General features: G+C 37.6%; 16 protein-coding genes. 9 read left to right on the top strand and 7 right to left on the bottom strand.

The genetic code is table 11. The annotated features are described in order from the left end of the window. Positions 1 to 42: 42 nt before the first annotated feature. Positions 43 to 2,103, bottom strand: a complete 2,061-nt coding sequence (locus IPP32_00250) for an HDIG domain-containing protein (protein MBL0046521.1) — start codon at positions 2,101 to 2,103, stop codon at positions 43 to 45. Between the two features lie 176 nt (positions 2,104 to 2,279). On the opposite strand from IPP32_00250, the gene IPP32_00245 reads away from it, so the two are divergent. The 5 genes from IPP32_00245 to IPP32_00225 all read left to right on the top strand — a co-directional run bounded on the left by IPP32_00245 (position 2,280) and on the right by IPP32_00225 (position 6,177). Continuing rightward, complete coding sequence (locus IPP32_00245; GenBank protein ID MBL0046520.1) at positions 2,280 to 3,458, top strand: acetyl-CoA C-acyltransferase; 1,179 nt, start codon at positions 2,280 to 2,282, stop codon at positions 3,456 to 3,458. A gap of 94 nt (positions 3,459 to 3,552) precedes the next feature. After that, on the top strand, positions 3,553 to 3,945 hold the full coding sequence (locus IPP32_00240; GenBank protein ID MBL0046519.1) for a four helix bundle protein: 393 nt from the start codon (positions 3,553 to 3,555) through the stop codon (positions 3,943 to 3,945). Between the two features lie 89 nt (positions 3,946 to 4,034). Continuing rightward, positions 4,035 to 4,811 carry a C40 family peptidase gene (locus tag IPP32_00235; protein ID MBL0046518.1) on the top strand — a complete coding sequence of 259 codons (777 nt, stop codon included), beginning with the start codon at positions 4,035 to 4,037 and terminating at the stop codon, positions 4,809 to 4,811. Further along, positions 4,811 to 5,353 carry a DUF255 domain-containing protein gene (locus IPP32_00230; GenBank protein MBL0046517.1) on the top strand — a complete coding sequence of 181 codons (543 nt, stop codon included), beginning with the start codon at positions 4,811 to 4,813 and terminating at the stop codon, positions 5,351 to 5,353. The genes IPP32_00235 and IPP32_00230 overlap by 1 nt, the downstream gene beginning before the upstream one ends. Before the next feature lie 98 nt (positions 5,354 to 5,451). After that, complete coding sequence (locus IPP32_00225) at positions 5,452 to 6,177, top strand: TerB family tellurite resistance protein (GenBank protein MBL0046516.1); 726 nt, start codon at positions 5,452 to 5,454, stop codon at positions 6,175 to 6,177. Positions 6,178 to 6,187: 10 nt separating this feature from the next. Here IPP32_00225 and IPP32_00220 read toward each other — a convergent pair whose 3' ends face one another. Then, positions 6,188 to 8,839, bottom strand: coding sequence for a T9SS type A sorting domain-containing protein (locus IPP32_00220; GenBank protein MBL0046515.1), 2,652 nt, complete (start codon positions 8,837 to 8,839; stop codon positions 6,188 to 6,190). Positions 8,840 to 9,232: 393 nt separating this feature from the next. On the opposite strand from IPP32_00220, the gene IPP32_00215 reads away from it, so the two are divergent. From IPP32_00215 to IPP32_00205, 3 genes are all read left to right on the top strand, one after another. Next, positions 9,233 to 9,784, top strand: coding sequence for a hypothetical protein (locus IPP32_00215; GenBank protein MBL0046514.1), 552 nt, complete (start codon positions 9,233 to 9,235; stop codon positions 9,782 to 9,784). Between the two features lie 66 nt (positions 9,785 to 9,850). Then, the gene (locus tag IPP32_00210) at positions 9,851 to 11,347 is read left to right on the top strand and encodes a DUF2779 domain-containing protein (protein MBL0046513.1); all 1,497 of its coding nucleotides are present in this window, start codon (positions 9,851 to 9,853) and stop codon (positions 11,345 to 11,347) included. Between the two features lie 33 nt (positions 11,348 to 11,380). Next, positions 11,381 to 12,787, top strand: coding sequence for an FAD-binding protein (locus IPP32_00205; protein ID MBL0046512.1), 1,407 nt, complete (start codon positions 11,381 to 11,383; stop codon positions 12,785 to 12,787). Between the two features lies 1 nt (position 12,788). On the opposite strand, the gene IPP32_00200 is transcribed toward IPP32_00205, so the two are convergent. From IPP32_00200 to IPP32_00185, 4 genes are all read right to left on the bottom strand, one after another. Further along, positions 12,789 to 15,308 (bottom strand): CotH kinase family protein, encoded by a 2,520-nt coding sequence (locus tag IPP32_00200; GenBank protein ID MBL0046511.1) that lies wholly within the window; start codon positions 15,306 to 15,308, stop codon positions 12,789 to 12,791. A 39-nt stretch (positions 15,309 to 15,347) separates the two neighbouring features. Then, complete coding sequence (locus IPP32_00195; GenBank protein ID MBL0046510.1) at positions 15,348 to 16,034, bottom strand: SCO family protein; 687 nt, start codon at positions 16,032 to 16,034, stop codon at positions 15,348 to 15,350. A 150-nt stretch (positions 16,035 to 16,184) separates the two neighbouring features. Further along, positions 16,185 to 17,282 carry a mechanosensitive ion channel family protein gene (locus IPP32_00190; protein ID MBL0046509.1) on the bottom strand — a complete coding sequence of 366 codons (1,098 nt, stop codon included), beginning with the start codon at positions 17,280 to 17,282 and terminating at the stop codon, positions 16,185 to 16,187. Between the two features lies 1 nt (position 17,283). Then, the gene (locus tag IPP32_00185) at positions 17,284 to 18,510 is read right to left on the bottom strand and encodes an amino acid dehydrogenase (protein ID MBL0046508.1); all 1,227 of its coding nucleotides are present in this window, start codon (positions 18,508 to 18,510) and stop codon (positions 17,284 to 17,286) included. A gap of 146 nt (positions 18,511 to 18,656) precedes the next feature. Here IPP32_00185 and IPP32_00180 point away from each other — a divergent pair, with 146 nt between their 5' ends. Beyond that, entirely contained in the window at positions 18,657 to 18,872 is a 216-nt protein-coding gene (locus IPP32_00180) for a hypothetical protein (protein MBL0046507.1), read from the top strand. A 5-nt stretch (positions 18,873 to 18,877) separates the two neighbouring features. Here IPP32_00180 and IPP32_00175 read toward each other — a convergent pair whose 3' ends face one another. Beyond that, positions 18,878 to 19,936 (bottom strand): anhydro-N-acetylmuramic acid kinase, encoded by a 1,059-nt coding sequence (locus IPP32_00175; protein MBL0046506.1) that lies wholly within the window; start codon positions 19,934 to 19,936, stop codon positions 18,878 to 18,880. Positions 19,937 to 20,048 lie beyond the last annotated feature (112 nt).

Raw genomic sequence — 20,048 nt, 5'->3', positions numbered from 1 at the left:
TGAATTTTTTGTTGCTGAATTTGTGTCAATTTGAAATGTCTATCACTTTGGATACTCAATCCGCAAATGATGAATATTCAATAATTTTTTCTTGAATATCTTTTTTATGGAATTGATATTTTTGAAGGTGATATCTGCATTTAAGAATTGTTGTTGTTCGATTTGACGATCGATTACTTTTTCAACCAATTCGCCAATGATTTCAGCATCGTATTTTTTTAAACTTCGGGAGGCAGCTTCTACTGAATCGGCCATCATTAAAACAGCTGTTTCTTTACTAAACGGAATAGGACCGGGATATTGAAATATCGATTCATCCACTTCTTGCCCCGGGAAATTTTTTAAAAAAGAAACATAAAAATATTGTGCTTTGGTGGTACCGTGATGCGTGCGAATAAAATCTATCAATGCATCGGGAAGATTATTTTTTTTGGCGATTTCAATGCCTTTATGCACATGGCCGGTAATGATTTTAGCACTGTCTTCAAAACTTAATTCATCGTGCGGATTAACGCCGGTATATTGATTTTCGATAAAATACATGGGCATTTCCATTTTGCCAATGTCATGATAAAGTGCTCCGGTACGCACCAAAAGGGAGGACCCACCAACAGCCAGAATAGCTTCTTCGGCCAAATTTGCTACTTGCAGTGAATGTTGAAAGGTACCGGGAGCACGCAAAGCCAATTCGCGTAATAGTGGAGAATTAATATCCGCCAATTCCATCAAGGATACATCCGAGATAAAACCGAACAATTTTTCGAACAAATAGATTAAAGGATAGGAAAATAAGGTTAGGCCTGCACTTGCTCCAAACCATGCGATGATAGTCCAATCAATACTTGTAAATTTTCCTTCTTGAATGACTGAAATCCCCACATAAGAAAGCGTGTAGGCCATGAAAATAATTACCACCGAGAAAAACAATTGCGCTCGTTTTCTCAAATTGATAATGCTAAAAATGGCAAATATTCCACCAATGAGTTGAATAAAAACAAATTCAAAGGGATTGGGTGCATGCAGTCCAATAATGAGACAGGTAGCTAGGTGCGTAAACATCGCCACACGCGTATCAAAAAAAGTACGCGCCATTACCGGAAGAATACAAAATGGAAGCAGGTAGATACTAAAGATGCTAAAGCGCGTTGCAAGTGAAGCCATGAGCACCATCAAGCAAACCATTAGCATTATGAACGTCATGCGGTGATTGTCTTCAAAAATATCTTTTCGAAAGAGGTAGAAAAAGATGAATAACATCAACAGACATATTCCAACTAAAATAAATTGACCGGATAGAATAAAATAAAAATTAGAGTTGGCTCCTAATTGTGAGAGGTACTCTGCTTTTAAAGAATTAAGGATGTTGAATTTTTCATTGTCGACCATATCGCCTCTTGAAATGATGCGTTGGCCTCTCTGATTCATATCACGTATAAGTGAAATATTATCGAACAAGTCTTTTTTTACTTTAAGACTCGTTTTTTGGTCGTAAAAAATATTTTGCTTCAATAAATCTTCTAGCAAGGAAAGAATAAGTTCTCTATCAACATCATTTCTTTTTTCGAGCGATTTTTGTGCATAGTTGTAGGCAGATTGAATACTAAAAAGGTTTTTTAGTTCCACTTCATTCGCCAAATTATTTTCTAAAACAAAAATTGAAAAATCACCCGGTTTGTGCTCTATGAGGTCGTTGAGTTTGATAACCCCATTTTGATAAATTTCATTCAACAATTCTGTACCTGCTGTGTAATTAACCCTTTGGCTAGTTTTAGGGTTTTTTAATTTGCTCCAACGTTGTTCAAATTCAGTTGGATAATCAGTTACTATTTGCGGGAAAACGCTGCTGTCGAGTTTAAAATAGGGTTTAAAATTTTTAATGATTTCATTTTGTTCTGCTGCAACTTCTTCGGGAAGTTTATTGATTGCAAAGTCGAAAGGAGCAATTAAATCTTCGTGTAACCAAGGTTTTCCTTTTTGAAATTCGTATTTGAATTTTCCTTCTTTTGGGAAGAGGTAAACGATAAAAGAAATACTTATTAGCACCAGAAAAACCTTATATAAATCGGCATGTCTGTCGCGAAAAAAGGAAAGTATTTTCTTCATATTGCTTAATAAAATTCTGACGAAATTAGTTAATTTTTGGTAAGCCAAATAGGCATTCTCTGCTTTTATTTATATTTACAAAAAATTCTGTTAAGGTCAATCCTTTCCGGGAAAAAAATAGTGCAATCAACGCAAATTAATTCGTATCAATTAAAAAATAATCTCAATATAACAGTATGAAAGAAGTTTATATCGTTTCTGCAGTAAGAACGCCAATGGGAAGCTTTGGTGGTAGTTTAGCAAGTGTATCGGCAACACGATTAGGTGCAGCAGCTATAAAAGGCGCAGTTACAAAGGCCGGAATTAAGCCCGAAGATGTTACAGAAGTATTTATGGGAAATGTGTTGCAAGCAAATGTTGGGCAAGCACCGGCTCGACAGGCAGCTATTTTTGCCGGTTTATCCAATACTGTAATTTGTACCACTGTGAACAAGGTGTGTGCTTCAGGAATGAAAGCCATCATGTTGGGCGCACAATCCATTATGTTGGGCGATAACGATATTGTTGTTGCAGGTGGTATGGAAAGCATGAGTCAGGTACCTTTTTATTCGGATTCGTTGCGTTGGGGAAATAAGTATGGTAATGCCAGCTTAATTGATGGTTTGGCAAAGGATGGACTTACCGATGTTTACCACAACTATCCAATGGGGAACGCAGCAGAATTGTGTGCAAAAGAATGCAAGTTAAGCCGCGAAGAGCAAGATGCATATGCAATTGAATCTTATAAGCGCTCAGCAGCAGCGTGGGCGAAAGGTAATTTTAAAGAAGAAGTTATCGGTGTTGAAATTCCTCAACGTAAAGGAGATCCATTAATGGTGATACACGATGAGGAATATAAAAACGTAAAATTTGAAAAGATACCGGAGTTAAAGCCTGTCTTTCAAAAGGATGGCACAGTTACGGCTGCCAATGCTTCAACCATGAACGATGGTGCTGCTGCTTTGGTATTGATGAGCAAAGAAAAGGCGGAACAATTGGGGATTAAGCCAATTGCCATCATTCGCGGATTTGCAGATGCAGCTCAAGCACCAGAGTGGTTTACTACCGCACCATCCAAAGCGATTCCAAAAGCCATTCAAAAGGCAGGATTAAAACAAAGTGACATTTCGTTTTACGAAATAAATGAAGCTTTTGCTGCCGTATCGTTGGCAAACAATAAAGAAATGGGATTAGATGTATCACGCGTGAACGTGAACGGTGGTGCAGTTTCATTGGGACATCCGCTAGGATGCTCCGGTGCACGAATTATTGTTACACTAATTCATGTACTCAAACAAAACAATGCAAAATACGGTGCCGCCGGAATATGCAACGGTGGAGGAGGAGCCAGCGCAATGGTGATTGAAGCTATTTAAAAGTTTCAAGTTTCATGTTACAGGTTTCTTGTTTCTTGTTTCAAGTTATAGAATAATGCAAGCGATTTGAATGTGGGTTTACAAATAAATTATTATGGCAACGGTTGTTAAGTTTGAAGACTTGGAAGTTTGGCGATTAGCTAGGCTTCTTTGTAATGAAGTTTATATTTTGACAGAGTCTGTAAGTTTTGAAAAGGATTATAAATTAAGAGGACAAATTAATGGTGCATCAGGTTCAATAATGGATAATATCGCTGAAGGCTTTGAACGCGACGGCAAAACTGAATTTCGACAATTTTTAAGTATTGCAAAGGGTTCCTGTGGTGAAGTACCTTCTCAATTATACCGTGCGATAGATCGGAATCATATAACTCAAGAGCAGTTTGAATCAGTTAAAAAGCAATCCGAAGAGTTAAGTAAGAAATTAGCTAATTTTATTAAGTATCTCAATTCATCGGAAATCAAAGGATTAAAATTCAAATTATAACATTTCACTCCTTACACGAGATTATTTTGCCTAAAGCTTTTGCACTTTAAAGGAACAATTGAAACAAGAAACAATAGAAACTAATTTGAATGTTCGGAATTTGTAACCTAAGTGTAGTACCTTGCAGAGCAGAAGCATCTGACAGGAGTGAGATGGTGACACAACTTTTGTTTGGCGAGCGCTTTAAAATTTTGGAAGAAGGTTCTAACTGGATACGAATAAAAATCAGTTGGGACGGCTATGAATGTTGGATTGGATCAAAGCAATATCTGCCATTATCCGGTGTTGCGTATATGGAATTGGAAAAGGCCGCTACTATAAACTCTTTTGAATTGGTTCAAGTTATTTCATCCGGCAACAGCGCTCACATGTTGCCCATTTTGTTGGGAAGCACCTTGCCAAATTACAAGAATAAAACTTTTTCAATTGAGAAAAGCCACTATACTTATGATGGTTTGACAACCGAAAAGGCAACTTTAAAATCGCGTGCCGCCCTCATCGAAAATGCTTTTTTATATTTGAATGCGCCTTATCTCTGGGGAGGCAGAAACCCTTTTGGCATTGACTGTTCAGGGTTTACTCAAATGGTGTTTATGTTGAATGGGATGAAATTAAGAAGGGATGCTTTTCAACAGGCCGAAGAAGGTGAAACACTCAGTTTTTTGGAAGAAGCAGAAGAGGGTGATCTCGCATTTTTTGATAATGAAGATGGCAAAATTATTCATGTTGGTATAATTTTAAAAGACAATAGAATTATTCATGCTAGTGGAAAAGTGCGCATCGACAGTATTGATCATGAAGGTATTTTTAATGCAGAAATACAAAAGTACTCACACCGACTCCGACTTATAAAACGCATTTTGTAATGAATAGGTTTTTGTTTTGTTTCTTGCTTTTCGTAGGATTTTATGGGAGTAATTATGCACAAAAAAGGGATGTTTCCAGGGCTGCAATTCATTGGCTCAGTTTTCAAGAGGCAGTGGAATTAAATAAAACAGCTCCAAAGAAAATTTTTGTGGATTTATATACCGAATGGTGCGGATGGTGCAAGAAGTTGGATGCAACCACTTATCAGGAAAAGGATATTATTAGCTATTTGAATGAACATTATTATGCCGTTAGAATGGATGCCGAAATGAAAGATACCATTTTGTTTGATGGTAGAACATTTGTAAATCCTGATCCGGCAAAATCACGCAGTACACACGAGTTGGCGAATGCGCTTTTAGGAGGTAAACTTTCATATCCTACATTAGTGTATTTAGATGAAACTCTGAATATGTTGAGCCAAGTACCAGGCTATATGTCGGCTGAAAGTTTATTACCGGTACTGACTTATTTTGGTGAGAATAATCAAGGAAAAATAGCTTGGGAAGAATACCAAAAAAACTATTCGAAGAGTAAATGAACGAGTAAAAAAGATTCAAATTTTCGAACTACTGTTTTGGAAAACAACATCTAATGAGGTAAGAAAATTTGCAGCTCAAAAATATTAAATATCAATTTATGGCAAAGTTTGGTAAATGGTTGGGGGGCGGTTTGGGATGGGCTGTTGGTGGGCCTATTGGAGCAATTATAGGCTTCGCATTAGGTTCTGTATTAGACGACACAAAAGTAGTTGTAAATAGCGGAAATTTTCAGAATTCTACCCAAGTGGGTGATTTTAGTGCAAGTTTGCTTGTGCTTGCTGCAGCTGTGATGAAAGCGGATGGGGCGGTATTAAAAGCTGAATTGGAATATGTAAAGAAATTTTTTGTAAAGAACTTTGGTCTAGCACACACCCAAGAGCAAATGCTTGTGCTTCGTGAGCTGTTGAAGCAAGATATTCCTGTAAAGGAAGTGTGCACACAAATTCGTCAAAACATGGAGCACGCAGCGCGTTTGCAATTGGTGCATTTTTTATTTGGTGTATCCTCAGCTGATGGAGCTGTGCATAAAAGGGAAGTAGACGTGATTGCCGAAATTGCCGGGTATTTGGGTGTTAATTCCGCCGACTTTAATTCGTTAAAAGCAATGTTTTTTAGGGATGCAGAAAGCGATTATAAAATTCTTGAAATAGAAAAAACGGCAACAGACGAAGAGGTAAAAAAGGCGTATCGAAGAATGGCTGTAAAGTTTCATCCCGATAAGGTAAGTCACTTAGGCGAGGATATTCAAAAGGATGCGAAAGAGAAATTTCAAAAAGTGCAAGCTGCATATGAGCATGTAAAAAAGGAGCGCGGCATGAATTAGTAAATTTCGCTTAGCGCATTTTCAAGAATTTGGAATTGTACTGTTTGTTTTTTTGTGGTACTTGAATCGTTATAAAATAAAGCCCCGGTGTGTATTCGTTTAGTTCTTGTTGCAAGCTATTTTCACCTTCTTGTAATAGAATTTGTTTTGTGGTGAGCATTTTTCCATATAAATCATAAATCAAAAATTCGGCAGTAATTTCCTTTTGCGCGAAAATATTGATGTTGATTAAATTTTCGGCAGGGTTGGGAAATACGGATGTAATTTGAAGCACATTGTTACTTTCGGAGTTCACCGAAATAACATCTGAATAATGATATTCTCCATTAAAATCGGTTTGTCGCAAACGATAATAATTTACGCCATCAATGGGATCAAAATCTTTAATGGAATAATTTATCTCATAGTTTGTATTTCCTCCACCGTTAATCCTAAAAAGTGGCTCAAAGTCTTGTGCATTTGAACTGCGTTCAACCGTAAAATAATCGTTATTTATTTCTGTCTTTGTGGTCCAAGTAATTAAATTGTAATCGCCTTTATTCACCCCTTTAAATTGAAGTAATTCAATAGGAAGTGTTACAGACCCAGTTAGTGTTAAGTCCCATGTACATTTGTCAATGGACGATCCATCAAAAAGCAAATAGTAAAATGTGTTTGGGAGCAATGCTGTAAAACTTAGTGAAAAGGGTTTAGGGTCCGATTCTTTATCGTTCGATAAATCCTTTAATGAGTTGTAGCACGGACTAAGCGCTTTGCCCCAATTGGCACCACCTGCACAAGGAACAGTAGGTTTAAAGAGTGCCACTTGTAAACCAAAATCTTTCATGCATACTTGGTTGTAAACATTTAATACAACATTTCCTCCGGCAGCATTCGTAAGAAAGCGATAATACACTACATTGTCTATTGTAGGATTGCTGCTCAATGGAGTAGTGCAGTACATTGGTGCAATAGGGTCTTGGGTATCAACCGGAAATAATGGATTTGCAACCTGTGTAATTCTTGATTGCGTATTGTCGCCGCAAAATGTTCCTAAACCAATGGTGGGTGCAAAGGTGCAAGTATCTGCTGCATTAAAGGAGCAGTATTTTCGCTCCGAAACACAAATACCAAAAGTGCCGGAGAGGGGAACAGTATTGGCCCATAGCCGAACAAAATAAGTTACTCCCACAATAAAATCATTCCTTACAATTCGAGGCATTTTACCATTGTTGCTGAGGTTATCGTCGAAAGGGTTGGGATTGGGAAAAGTGGTTGGTGTAAGCGCATCAAGTGATAAGCAATCCGCTCCTCGGTAGATTGCAATTGCTCCATCCAGCATGGTTAAGTCTTTGGTGTCCACAATTAAGTAATTGGATGTTGCAATAAATTTAAACCACACATCGAGCGAAGAAGCTGAATAACCTGATGCAATAGTAGGAATCGGAGTAGTTGTGGAATTCGTGGACCCAACAGATGTGGTATAAAAATAGTTACAGGTATAGTTGGGCGTCAACAGCGTAGCACCATTGCACTCATCGTTAGTAGATTTAACGCAAATTTGAAAGTTGCCGGTTGTTAATGCATCACCTTCCACACGGATGTAATAACCGGTTGCAGCAGCTGGCAATCCTGCTAAAGTTAGTACTGCATTTTGAGTGTTTAAATTTCCTCCGGTGGAGGCACAACCAACGAGCGAAAGAGCAGCACAGGTTCCACTGTAAACAGCTAATTCAGTGGAAAATGGACTACAGCTGGAAACAATATTATCGACACTCACCAACATTGTAGTTTGCCCTGCAGGTTTTGTTACAAAATACCACACATCGTTTTCGCTGCTTGCCGGCGACCAACAAGCAGGTGCAGCGGGGCTACCTGTTGCTGTAGCACCAATTAAAGTTCCGGAAGTAGTGGTACAAAAAGCAATATTGTAAGGAATAACTCTTGCGCTGGCACACAAGTCGTTGGTTGGAAGCATGTTTACAATTGGTGAAAATGTGTAAACTTGAGCGGATTGAGGCTTTATATCAATTAAATTATTTTCATTTGTTTTTAAAACAATTGGATTAAGACTAACATCATCGAGGGCATAGTAATCTTCGAGACACGACCCGCTAATACCTATAGATGCTGATCCTTTAATGGGATTAAATCCTTCAGACCGATAGATAAACTCGATATAATTTCCATTTTCATAAAGTTTTACTTGCATCGAAATAACATCTTGATTGGAGGTATGGTTCCAATTCATCAATTTCCACTCGAGCGAAAAAATATTCTTGCCCACTGCATTTGGATCTGGAACCAACTGATAATTTACATTTCCAATGGTGCTGGTTCTCAAATCGTCCCATAGTGGCGCTAACACAGTACGCACAGGAGCACTTGATAAATCGTTGAGTGGATAAGTTAAAGTATTTGCTAAATCAAACGTCATCCAACCGTTAGAAGAAACTCTTAATTGCGTATAATTTGTTCCACCATACACAAATGTAAACCCAATTGGAACAGGCGCAGACAAAGCTTCATCCACCAGCGGACCCATAATTTGGGTGGGTGCGTTGTTGTAGGTATAAGAGCCAAGAGACGAGGCAATAAAGCTATAATTGAGTTGCCCTTTTGCTTTGGAATTACAAAACAAAATGAAAAGTACTAAAAAAGAAATTCTTACACTTGTTTTCACTTCAACTAAATCGAATTTTGGGCAGCCCTACTTCAAGTTACTTTAACATGGATTTGGTCAAAAAAGTTTCATATCGATAACAGTTGGATAAAGCTTGCCAATCCTACTATAAAAGTAGCAATTAAGTCATTCATCACAAGCATTTTTTGCGAAAAATATTAAATATTAGATGTTAAGTTAAAAAGTGACGATAAATGGATTGTCAAAAATAGCCGCTTGAATTGCAATAAATTAGCTGTAAAGTTGCGATTTGGTTTCGCACAATTTGTTAAAAATGCCTTGTTTGAAACTTAGTTAGAATTGATTCGTTTAGGATTGCGAAATCTCTTGTTTTGTGCTAATTTTGGAATTCATACAAACTTAAGATATCCTTAAAAAATTAAATATTTGAATATGAAAAATATGTTTTTGGCGCTAGGAATTAGCTTTTGCTGTGTTGCAAATGCCCAAGTTCAAACAGAATTTTATGCCAACGGTAATAAAAAAAGTGAAGGGGAGTATGCCAGTTCATCGGTAGGTGTAAATTTGGTAGTTGCTTCGGATGGTAGTACAAGACAAGCGCCTACACAACAAAAAAATGGTACCTGGAATTTTTGGTATGAAACCGGTTTAAAAAGTGCAGAGGAAAACTATTCAAATGGTGTCACCGCTGGAGTTTGGAAATCATGGTATCCTGATGGTGCAAAAAGTGCTGAAATTAATTATAGTACCGGTAAAGCCACCTTTTGGCATCCAAATGGAAAAAAGCAAAGTGAGGGTGAAATGTTGCAAAATAGAACCTTTAACGGCAAGTGGGTGGGATGGACAGAAGCAGGTGTAAAAAGCTATGAAGGGAATTATTTAATGGGCAAAAAAGAAGGAGATTGGCTTTGGTATGATGAAAGCGGCAAATTAGCATCAAAACAAATTTATGCAAAGGATGTTTTGATTGATACCCAAAAGTAAGAAGCCTAAAATTAACTATAACACAATAGCCTTATACCCTTATAAGGCTATTTTATTTTCCCAGCATTGGAGAAGCCTGTATTAAGTAAATCAACATTTTTAAGAGGTTTACAGTGTGAAAAGTCATTGTATCTCTACAAGAATAATTATGTTCAAAGAGATGCACTTAGTGCAACACAAGAAGCAATTTATTCGCGTGGAAATGCAGTTGGCCTTTTGGCACACAAGCTTTTCCCTGGCGGCATTGATGCTAGTCCTTTAAATAAGTTTAATTATGAGGATGCTATTGAAAAAACGGCAACGCTTATTCAAGCAAAAACTCCAATTATTTATGAAGCCGCTTTTCACGCTTCGGGAGTTTATGCTGCATTGGATATTTTGGAATTTACCAATGATGAATTTGTAGCTTATGAGGTAAAAAGTTCTGCAAAAATAAGTGCTGCATATATTATGGATGCTGCCTTACAGTATTATGTTATTACACAAAGTGGAATAAAGCTAAAAGATATTTTCATAGTGCATGTGAATACTAGCTACAAGCGAGCAAAGGGAATTAAACCTACGGAGTTTTTTATTAAAAAATCGGTTTTAAAAAAAATTCTTCCCTTGCAAGAACAAATCAAAGCGAAAGTTGAAAAGCTGAAGGAGGTGATAATTGCTTCTACTGTTCCGAACATCGCTATTGGCGAGCATTGCCATGTACCTTATTCCTGCGATTTTTTAGGCACATGCAGGGGGAGTATGGAGATGGATTCTGTTTTTTATTTAGGTGGGGCGAGCAAGCAAATCCTTTATGAATTATTTACTGCCGGGGTGAAGCGTATTCAGGATATTGGGGAGGATTTTAATTTTACTTCCGAACAGCAAATACAGTATGATTGTGCTAAATCAGGTAAGCCATATATCAACACAATCGCGATTAAGGACTTTGTAGAAACAATTAAGTACCCAATAAGTTTTTTGGATTTTGAATTGTTTATGCCTGCTATTCCTTTGTATGAAGGCACTTCGCCTTATCAACACATACCTTTTTTATATTCGATTCACCGAAAGGAGCATAAAAATGCATCGGAAGAACATCGTTGTTTTTTAGCTGAATCCGATAAGGAGCCTACTCGTGATTTTATTGATCAGTTGCTTGTGGACCTTGAGGATGAAGGTGACATATTAATTTTTGATGCGACGCATGAGATCAAAACTCTTCATAAGGCAATTCAACTTTTCCCGGATATAAGGATACCAATAGAAGCAATACTAAAGCGGATAAAGGACATATCGTATCCTTTTCAAAAAAAGCATTATTACACCACAGCAATGAAGGGTTCATATAGCATGAAAGCATTGCTTCCTGCCATTGCTCCGGAGCTTAGTTTTTCCAATTTGAAAATTCAAAATGGCGTTTCTGCACTTGCTGCCTTTGAAAATTTAAATAAGCAAGAGGATTTGTTTAAAGTGTTGGAAATTCGGGAAGCTTTGATTGAATATTGTAAATTGGATACTTTGGGATTGGTGAAAATATTTTCAAAACTGGAGGAATTGGCAGCCCTTGAGCGGATTGATTAATATAAAAAATAAGCATCACATAAATTGTAGCAAATGGTTAGCTATACAAAAATAACATCAGAGCACCTTCATTTTTTCAAAAAAGCAATTGGAGAACAATATGTATTTGAAGATGAGGAAAGTTTAACGAATTATTCGAAAGACGAAACAGAGGATTTACGCTATTTGCCCGAAGTTGTGCTAAAGCCAAGAAGTGTAGAAGAAATTTCTATTGTGCTCAAATATTGCAACGATAAAGTTATTGCAGTTACACCGCGAGGTGCAGGCACAGGGTTGAGCGGAGGGGCCTTGCCTATATTTGGTGGGGTAATTTTAAGTATGGAGCGCTTTAATTCGATACTCGATATTGATACCCGTAACCTTCAAGCAACCGTCGAGCCAGGCGTAATAAATCAAGTGTTTCAAGAGGCGGTGAAAGAAAAAAAATTGTTTTATCCGCCCGATCCGGCAAGCTTTGGCAGTTGTTTTTTAGGAGGCAATATTGCACACTGCAGTGGTGGACCCAAAGCAGTAAAATATGGAGTTACACGCGATTATGTGCTCAACCTTGAAGTGGTTTTTGCAAATGGTGAAATTGCTTGGACAGGCGCCAATGTTTTAAAAAATTCAACAGGATATAACCTCACACAATTGATTGTAGGAAGTGAAGGAACGCTTGGAATTGTTACCAAAATTGTATTTAAATTAATTCCACTGCCACAGCAATCTGTTGTAATGCTTGTTCCATTTTTTTCGGCCGAGAGTGCTTGCGCCGCAGTTTCGGAAGTGTTCAAGGCGGGTATTGTTCCTTCAGGGATGGAGTTTATGGAGCGTGATGCAATTGATTGGGTGCTTAAATTTATGGAGCAAGCTCCGGTAGAAATTAAAGCGGAGCATCAAGCACATTTACTTATTGAGTTGGATGGAAATAGTATGGAAATTTTGATGCAAGAGGCAGAAAAAGTAAGTGAATTGTTGCAACAATTTAACTGTGATGAAATTTATTTTGCCGATACGGAACAGCAAAAGCAAAAGCTTTGGATGATGCGCAGAAAAGTGGCTGAATCAGTGAAGGCAAATTCAGTTTACAAAGAGGAGGATACAGTTGTTCCGCGTGCTGAACTTCCACAATTATTGAAAGGAGTAAAGGAAATAGGAAGTCGCTATGGTTTTAAATCAGTGTGTTATGGACATGCCGGCGACGGAAACTTACATGTGAATATTATAAAGGGAGACATGTCGGATATAGATTGGAACTCTAAACTTACTGCAGGAATACGAGAAATATTTCAACTTTGTGTTAAGCTAGGAGGAACTATTAGCGGTGAGCATGGTATAGGCTTAGTTCAAAAAGGTTACATGGATATAGCCCTGAATTCAACCCGCATGAATTTTCAGCGGGGCATAAAAAAATTATTTGATCCCAATCATATCCTTAATCCGGGAAAAATATTGGATTAATTTATCTTACGAGCGTTACAAAACCTTTCTCTGTTTTAGCATCACCACTCGCTTCAAAATATTTTGCAATCCAATAATAGGTGCCATTTTCACAATCACGCCCATTGTTTTTTCCATCCCAACCCAGTAATAAATCACCCGATTTAAAAACTACTTTTCCCCAGCGATCGGTTATAGTTAGTTCGATGGGAGAATTAAATTCCTGGATGGGAGAAATGGGAATAAATAAATCATTTTCGGCATCACCATTTGGTGAAAAAACATTGGTGATGGTTGTTTCAATTTCCGGTTTCACTTCGGTGGTAAAAAATGCTTTGAGGCAAACATCTTTGTTGATGTTTATATAAATGGACGAATCCAAAGCCGAGTTATGGAGCGTATCTGAAGGCGAAACTTCCCAATGATCAAAGCGATAGTTTGGATTGGGAAGAGCTGAAAAATAAGTTTTTAATCCACCATAATACGTTCCGGTATCCGGCAACACCGAATAGGTTAGCGTGTTTACTTTTATTGCACCTGCTCCTTGTGGTTCCACATCCATGCAAACGGTATAAGGACCATCTAAATTATAGCAATTGTTCATACCCGTTTGAACGCCAACACAACGGCTGCTGATAAAGTTTTTTAAAGCTTGAACGTTTGCTTCCCATTGCGTTTGAGTTCCTCCCCAACGTGCAATTTGAGCAGGCATTTCGGGAGCAATAATGGCAATCATGCTATCGAGCAAACTCAACATATATTGGCAACTGAGCACACCATTTGTTAAATCGATGTAGCGACTCACATAGTATTGTTTGAAATCCGGATTGTCCAACAATTTTTTCATAATTTGTGTATGCCCTTGACCTCCCGGATTAGGCAAGTTTTCGGCATTGCAAGGATCTGCGTTTGGAGTTTGGCTCGGCACATTGGTGTAATTTACATAATGTTGAAAAGTAGCATCATTGTCCCATAATGCATATCTCCATTTTTTGGCTTCCCCATCCGGACTTTTTCCTCTCCACCACGATGTATTCCAATTGAGCCAATCCGTGCAAACAGTGTATGAATTTATGATAAAATAATCGGTTAAACTTTTTACGTTATATACGCTGTCTACATAATTGTAATTAGCGGGTACGGCCATGTTATTGGAATTAACAAAGCTTCTAAAAGCAGCCCAATCGGTAGTGGATTGCGTTCCGCCATATTCACTCCAAGTTCCTCCCCAGGTTTTTAAAAATTGTAAGGTCTTTTCGGGTTGATTGTAGTAATAATCGGTATAGTCGGAATCGTCGACTTTTTCGCGAATTTCGTAAACACCCCAATAATTACCATTCACATATACTATGCAGGATTCACTTGTGCGTGCATCAAGGTACATGTTACCGCGTTGTGCAAGTGTATGCACATAAGCATCGCGAATATGCGCACCACCTAACTCTCCTGAAAAATTACTATTCGGCGCACCTTCAAAGGGATAATTGTCGTTAGCTGCCGGTTTTAAAATTAAGCGTTGATAGGATTTGCGTTTTTTGAATGTAAACACTTTTGCATTTACACCATAGGTATATCCAAATTGATCGCGGGTGATGTAATCGATGCCTCGTTGTGGATACGCCCAAGAATCGTTTCCATGTTCATTGGAAGTACCGGTTGCTTCTGCTTTAAAGGCACCACTTCTGTCAAAATATTCCAAGGTAGTTACTGGGTTAATTTTAGTGCCGCTAAATAAGGTTGAAAGAGTAGAACCGCTCAATGAAATTACTGCAATGTCATGTACTTCATTAATGAAATAAGTATTCGTTTCAATAAAGCTGGGAGGGGCAGCACCAGCATTGTCAATTGATATGGCTTTTATTACTGTATTAGCAGAAACGGATATTGGGCCGGTGTAAGTTGTGCTAGATGGACTGGGATTGCTTCCGTCATCGGTATAATAAATGGTAGCATTAGGCGATGCGCAAGTCATGCTCACACTTATTGCAGCAGTGTAAAATCCGGCAATTAAACTCAGTACCGGTTTGGCAGTATATTCCAAATCGTCGCCAGCATTGCTGATTTTTGGAGTAGGTGAAGTGAACAAACTCCAAAGTGAATTACCATCTGTTTTTCTTCCACGAGAATGATTGGATTGAGCCGGTTTAGTAATAACCGAATCTAAAAAAGTACCGCTGGGGTCATAAAAAATGATAGGCTCATTTTTGGTTTGAGTTAATTTAAAATTTGCATGTACATTGGTTCCTACTATAGTGTCCATGCCGGATGCAAACACAATTAGATATCCTTGTGCAGGAATTGATACCGAGGGAAAAATCCATTTTAATGGAAGTGCAGCATCGTCGGTTAAACGATAGTTCGCTAAATTAACTGCCACATTTCCTTTGTTATAAAACTCAATCCAATCTTCATAATTCGTAAAATTATCTGCAAGAATTGAGGTGTTGGAACAAGAGTATTCATTAATTACAACTTGAGCAAAACAGTTGCAAATGCCTGAATAGAGGAACAGAATTATAAGGAGTATTTTTTGAAACTTCATTGGGTTGAGTTGAGAATATATACGATAAATATACTAAAATTATGAGCCCTTTTCCTTGTAAGCGTATTCTTTTAACAGAAGATGAATGTCACTAATAAGTTGTTCCACTTCCTTGGGATTAGTGCCATCGTAAAATCCGCGTATGTGTTTTTCCTTATCAATGAGTGCAAAGTTTTGAGTATGTATAAAATCATCCGGCCCACCATCACCTTGTTCAGCATTTAAATAATAGCCGGTACGTGCAATGTTATATAACTCTTTTTTATCACCGGTAACAAAATACCATTGGTGGGGATCAGCATGGTGTAAATCGGCATATTGAGCCAGAACGGGAACCGAATCGTTTTCGGGATTTACAGTATGGGAAAGGATTTTGACAGTAGGATTATTTTTAAATGCAAGGGCTACAGTTTCAAGTTGCGTGCTCATAATAGGGCAAATGCTTTGACAGGTTGTAAAGAAGAAATCAGTTACATAAATACAACCATCCATGTTTTTTTGAGTAATGTTTTTACCCTCTTGATTTATGAAACTAAAATCCTGAACCACATGAAAAACAGTGTCGTTAGTATACATACCACTTTTTAAAACCGTATCTACTTTTTGAACTCCATAAAAGGGAAGGTAACGAATGGGTTTTTTGCTGTTTGATTTTATATAACCAATTGTTAAGGCTGCCAATGCTGCAGTAATAAGAAGTGCAGGGACGAATTTATTTTTTATCATTTGAGAAATGTGGACTACAAAAGTATTGATTATTGTTGAGTTTTATAGATAGCATTAACCTGCTGAAATAAACACAGTAATGCTGCTTTGAATTTAAATAGTAACTTATTTTTTATATGAAAATACCCGTTTTGTTAGATGCAGAACGCCTTACTTTTTCATTTCCACCACCACTGGAGTAGGATTAGCGAATTCGATGGAATGCTTTTCGGCAATTTCCATAATTTTATAATTAACGATTTCGCGCATGTCGAGGTAAAAATCGTACTCAATGGTATCAATGAAATAAAGTACCATTAGGTCGATTGAGTTTTTATTTAGTTCATATAATCTCACTTGCCCTTCCTGCCTGGTTGGTGGGTTTTCAGCAATAAAAGTTTTAAGGTCGCTGATAAAATTTTTTAAGCTTGCCGCCGAATTCGAATAACTTAAACTCAGTACAAATTTTACCCGACGCAAGGTGCGGAGGCTAAGGTTATCCAATTCGGCTTCCACCATTTTTTTGTTCGGCACAGTAACATAACTTTTATCTAAAGTTCGAATTCGGGTACTACGGAATCCAATTTTTTCAACATTACCGGATATTCCTCCTATTTGCACCAAATCGCCAACAACAAAGGGTTTATCTAAAAAAATAGTAAAGGAACCCAATAAGTTTTCCAACGATTCTTTGGCAGCAAGTGCAAAGGCTAAACCTCCAATACCAAGTCCGGCGATTAAAGAAGCAATGTTAATGTTGCAAATACTACCTAAAATAAAAAAGAGCGAGAACAGCGCAATGATAACCTTAATGGATTCTTTTACAAAAGGCACCAATTGGTCGTCTACCTTTGACTCGGTGAGGGAGGCGCGGTGCAATAATATTACCCCGAAAAAATCAGTAATTCTTAATAAAATCCAAGTAATAGAAAGCACAATGGCACATTGGAAGGAGCGGAACATGAGCATGCGCACACCAAATTTTTCCTCCGTAACCAAGTGCCATTCCTGTGGAAATTCGAGGCGGTCGAAAGCAAAATAAAAGGAAATTAAAATTACAAACACTCCAAAAGGAGCTTTTAATAATTCCAGAAATTTATCGAAGCCAACCCCGGATGAATATTTTTTAACCAGTCGAAAAGTAAGCTGCGCCAGTACTTTTGATAGAAATCTTTTTACAATTATTCCCACCAGTAAAATGCCAATAAACCAACAATAGCTGCGCATACTATTGCCAAGAAAGTTATATTCTAAAAAAGAAATGTCCATATTAAACCAATTGCTTTAATGCAATTTCAAAAGCAGTTTCAGTGATTATTTTTTTGGTTGAATTTTTAATATATGTTTTGCGTAATGCATTGTAAATACAGGTGGAGGTATCTTGAAAAATGGCAGTGTCTGTAAGCGTTACATCATTTCCCATAAGGTAAGAAAAAACACGTGCCATTCCACAGTTTGCAATAAAATCGGGGATTAATGAAATTTTAGAATCGGCATATTCGGCAATAGGGCCAAAGAATATTTCAGAATCAGCAAAGGGAACATTTGCACCACAGGCAACCACTTCTAATTTGTTGCACATGAGGCGTTCCATTTGTTCAGCAGTAACAAGACGCGAAGCGGCAGCAGGGACGAATATTTCGGCTGGAAGGTCCCACACTCTTTTCTCCATTTCTTTTGCTGAAATTAATTTTTCGGCATGCAGTTGATTCCCTTTTTTGGTAACGAAAAGGTGACGAATTTCATCAAAAGTAAATCCTTCTTCCTTTATTAAACCACCTGATTTATCAGCTATTCCAATAATTTTAGCACCTTGTTGTGCCAAATAAAACGCAGCAGCAGAAGCCACATTGCCCCAACCTTGAATGACCACTGTTTTATCTTTAATTTCACCTCCATAAATAGAATAGAAGTGCCGAACCGACTCAGAAACACCATATCCGGTAATCATATCGGCTACTACATATTTTTTACTTACATCGGGCGAGAGGTTTTTATCTTGAATAACCAAACTAACACCAGTTCTCAGCTGTTGTATTTTTTTTGCTTTTTCTTTTTCATTGGCACGAAAGTGACCGTTAACTACACCTTCCTGTGGGTGTAGCAAGCCATATTTTTCGGTGATAGGAATAACTTCATGAATTTCATCCACATTTAAATCACCGCCGGTTCCATAGTAGTTTTTTAAAATGGGTGTTACTGCCTGGTACCAGCGATCGAGTACGCCTTTTTTACGACCATCGTTGGGATCAAAATTAATTCCGGATTTAGCTCCGCCAATAGCGGGTCCTGAAACTGTAAATTTTATTTCCATTGTTTTCGCAAGCGATTCCACCTCTCTTTTATCTAAGCCTTTGCGCATTCGGGTGCCCCCACCGGCAGCGCCACCACGCAATGAATTAATTACTACCCATCCTTCTGCTTCGGTCATAACATCCTTCCATTCGAATACAATTTGAGGTCGCTTATTTTCAAACTTTTTTAATAATTGCTTCATCGCTTTTTGAATTTTGTGCAAAGGTAGAAAACTCCTTCTTACAGCCTCCCTATTTTTAGTAGTGATTTTTTTTTACGAATTGAAACTTTTTTCTTTCAAAAATTGTATAATTGTCACAAATTTGTGATTCACATTTTTAATTCAAAATGAAAAAAACTGTTCCTGCAAAAAAAGCAAAAGTGAAAGGCGACAAAGATTTTGACGAATTAAGAAAGCCTGCTAAACTAAAACCGGTAAAATCAAAAGAACCCAAACGGACAAAAAATCCTAAACTCGATGATGAGGATTTGGATATGTTGGACGATGATTTGGGCTTGGATGATTATGAAGGTTCTTTAGACATTGATGATGACGATTTTTAGGATTGTCAGCATACATATATACAACCTCCTATATTGTCTGCAATTGCACCTGTAACTGATTTCAGACAATTTTTTTCCCCTGTACTTCTTAACACCCCCAAAAATGCAAAGAGTAAGGCCTCTTTGAATTCGATTAATTTTTTTTCAGGAACGACAACTGTTGCATGCGTGTGGTGTTGGATACGTTGTATCAAATAACGGTTATATGTTCCACCACCGGTGCAAATAATTTTTCCGGCATTTGACTTTATTGCCTTCGAAACTTGAATTGCTATGTGTTCGCAAAAGGTATTGAGTTTATCGGCTATTGGTAATTTGGAGCGATGTAAGAGCGGAAATATTTCATCCAACACCCATTCTTTTCCAAGTGATTTTGGGAATTGCTTTGCGTAAAAACTAAGCGCATTGAGTTCATTAAGTAGGTCTTTATTGAGCTTGCCCGATTTCGCGACTGAACCATTTTTGTCGAAGTTTTTACCCAGTTCAAGACTCAAGCTATTTAAAACAATATTTACCGGACAAATGTCAAATGCAATTCTATTGCGTTTTTGCTGAAAGGATATATTTGCAAAGCCTCCTAAATTAAGGCAGTAATCATATTCACCAAAAAGCAATTGATCGCCAATTGGAACCAATGGAGCACCTTGACCGCCGAGGGCAACATCCAATCTGCGAAAATCACAAATGGTTGTAAGTCCTGTAGCAGCGGCAATTGCAGCACCGTTTCCGATTTGTGAGGTGAATCCATTTTGTGGTTGATGAAAAATAGTATGCCCATGAGAGGCAATAAAATCAACCGTTAAGCCATGTTTGGCGATAAATGATTTTATTTTATTACCGGTAAAAAGGCCAAATTCAGTGTCTGCCTTCACAAATTCGAGAGCTGATTTTGTTTCTAATGCGGCCAAGCTATTTCTAAAGGGGGTGCTGTATTTAATACATTGCGTTTGTTGAATGGAATAGTTCCATCCCTTTTTTTTCTTTTCAAAAATGCAATACGCTAAATCTAGTCCGTCTAAAGAGGTTCCGCTCATAGCGCCAATTACATGAAATTTGTTTTTCATAGTCGTTCGAAATTGCTGGCTTGATTTAGTTTCAAAATGAAAGATAAAGTAAGCGGAATTATTACTGTTTTGTTGTGCTGAAGTGTTTTTTATTTAAGTTGTTTTCAAAGCT

This window comes from Bacteroidota bacterium (genome assembly GCA_016721765.1).
GTDB lineage: Bacteria > Bacteroidota > Bacteroidia > UBA4408 > UBA4408 > UBA4408.
This window is presented reverse-complemented; position numbering and strand designations above follow the sequence as displayed.

Excerpts from the sequence above, each read along its gene's own strand:
- IPP32_00250 (MBL0046521.1), bottom strand. The coding sequence starts at position 2,103 with ATGAAGAAAATACTTTCCTTTTTTCGCGACAGACATGCCGATTTATAT.
- IPP32_00180 (MBL0046507.1), top strand. The coding sequence starts at position 18,657 with ATGAAAAAAACTGTTCCTGCAAAAAAAGCAAAAGTGAAAGGCGACAAA.
- IPP32_00205 (MBL0046512.1), top strand. The coding sequence starts at position 11,381 with ATGGTTAGCTATACAAAAATAACATCAGAGCACCTTCATTTTTTCAAA.
- IPP32_00200 (MBL0046511.1), bottom strand. The coding sequence starts at position 15,308 with ATGAAGTTTCAAAAAATACTCCTTATAATTCTGTTCCTCTATTCAGGC.
- IPP32_00225 (MBL0046516.1), top strand. The coding sequence starts at position 5,452 with ATGGCAAAGTTTGGTAAATGGTTGGGGGGCGGTTTGGGATGGGCTGTT.
- IPP32_00185 (MBL0046508.1), bottom strand. The coding sequence starts at position 18,510 with ATGAAGCAATTATTAAAAAAGTTTGAAAATAAGCGACCTCAAATTGTA.
- IPP32_00235 (MBL0046518.1), top strand. The coding sequence starts at position 4,035 with ATGTTCGGAATTTGTAACCTAAGTGTAGTACCTTGCAGAGCAGAAGCA.
- IPP32_00195 (MBL0046510.1), bottom strand. The coding sequence starts at position 16,034 with ATGATAAAAAATAAATTCGTCCCTGCACTTCTTATTACTGCAGCATTG.
- IPP32_00230 (MBL0046517.1), top strand. The coding sequence starts at position 4,811 with ATGAATAGGTTTTTGTTTTGTTTCTTGCTTTTCGTAGGATTTTATGGG.
- IPP32_00215 (MBL0046514.1), top strand. The coding sequence starts at position 9,233 with ATGAAAAATATGTTTTTGGCGCTAGGAATTAGCTTTTGCTGTGTTGCA.
- IPP32_00190 (MBL0046509.1), bottom strand. The coding sequence starts at position 17,282 with ATGGACATTTCTTTTTTAGAATATAACTTTCTTGGCAATAGTATGCGC.
- IPP32_00240 (MBL0046519.1), top strand. The coding sequence starts at position 3,553 with ATGGCAACGGTTGTTAAGTTTGAAGACTTGGAAGTTTGGCGATTAGCT.
- IPP32_00175 (MBL0046506.1), bottom strand. The coding sequence starts at position 19,936 with ATGAAAAACAAATTTCATGTAATTGGCGCTATGAGCGGAACCTCTTTA.
- IPP32_00245 (MBL0046520.1), top strand. The coding sequence starts at position 2,280 with ATGAAAGAAGTTTATATCGTTTCTGCAGTAAGAACGCCAATGGGAAGC.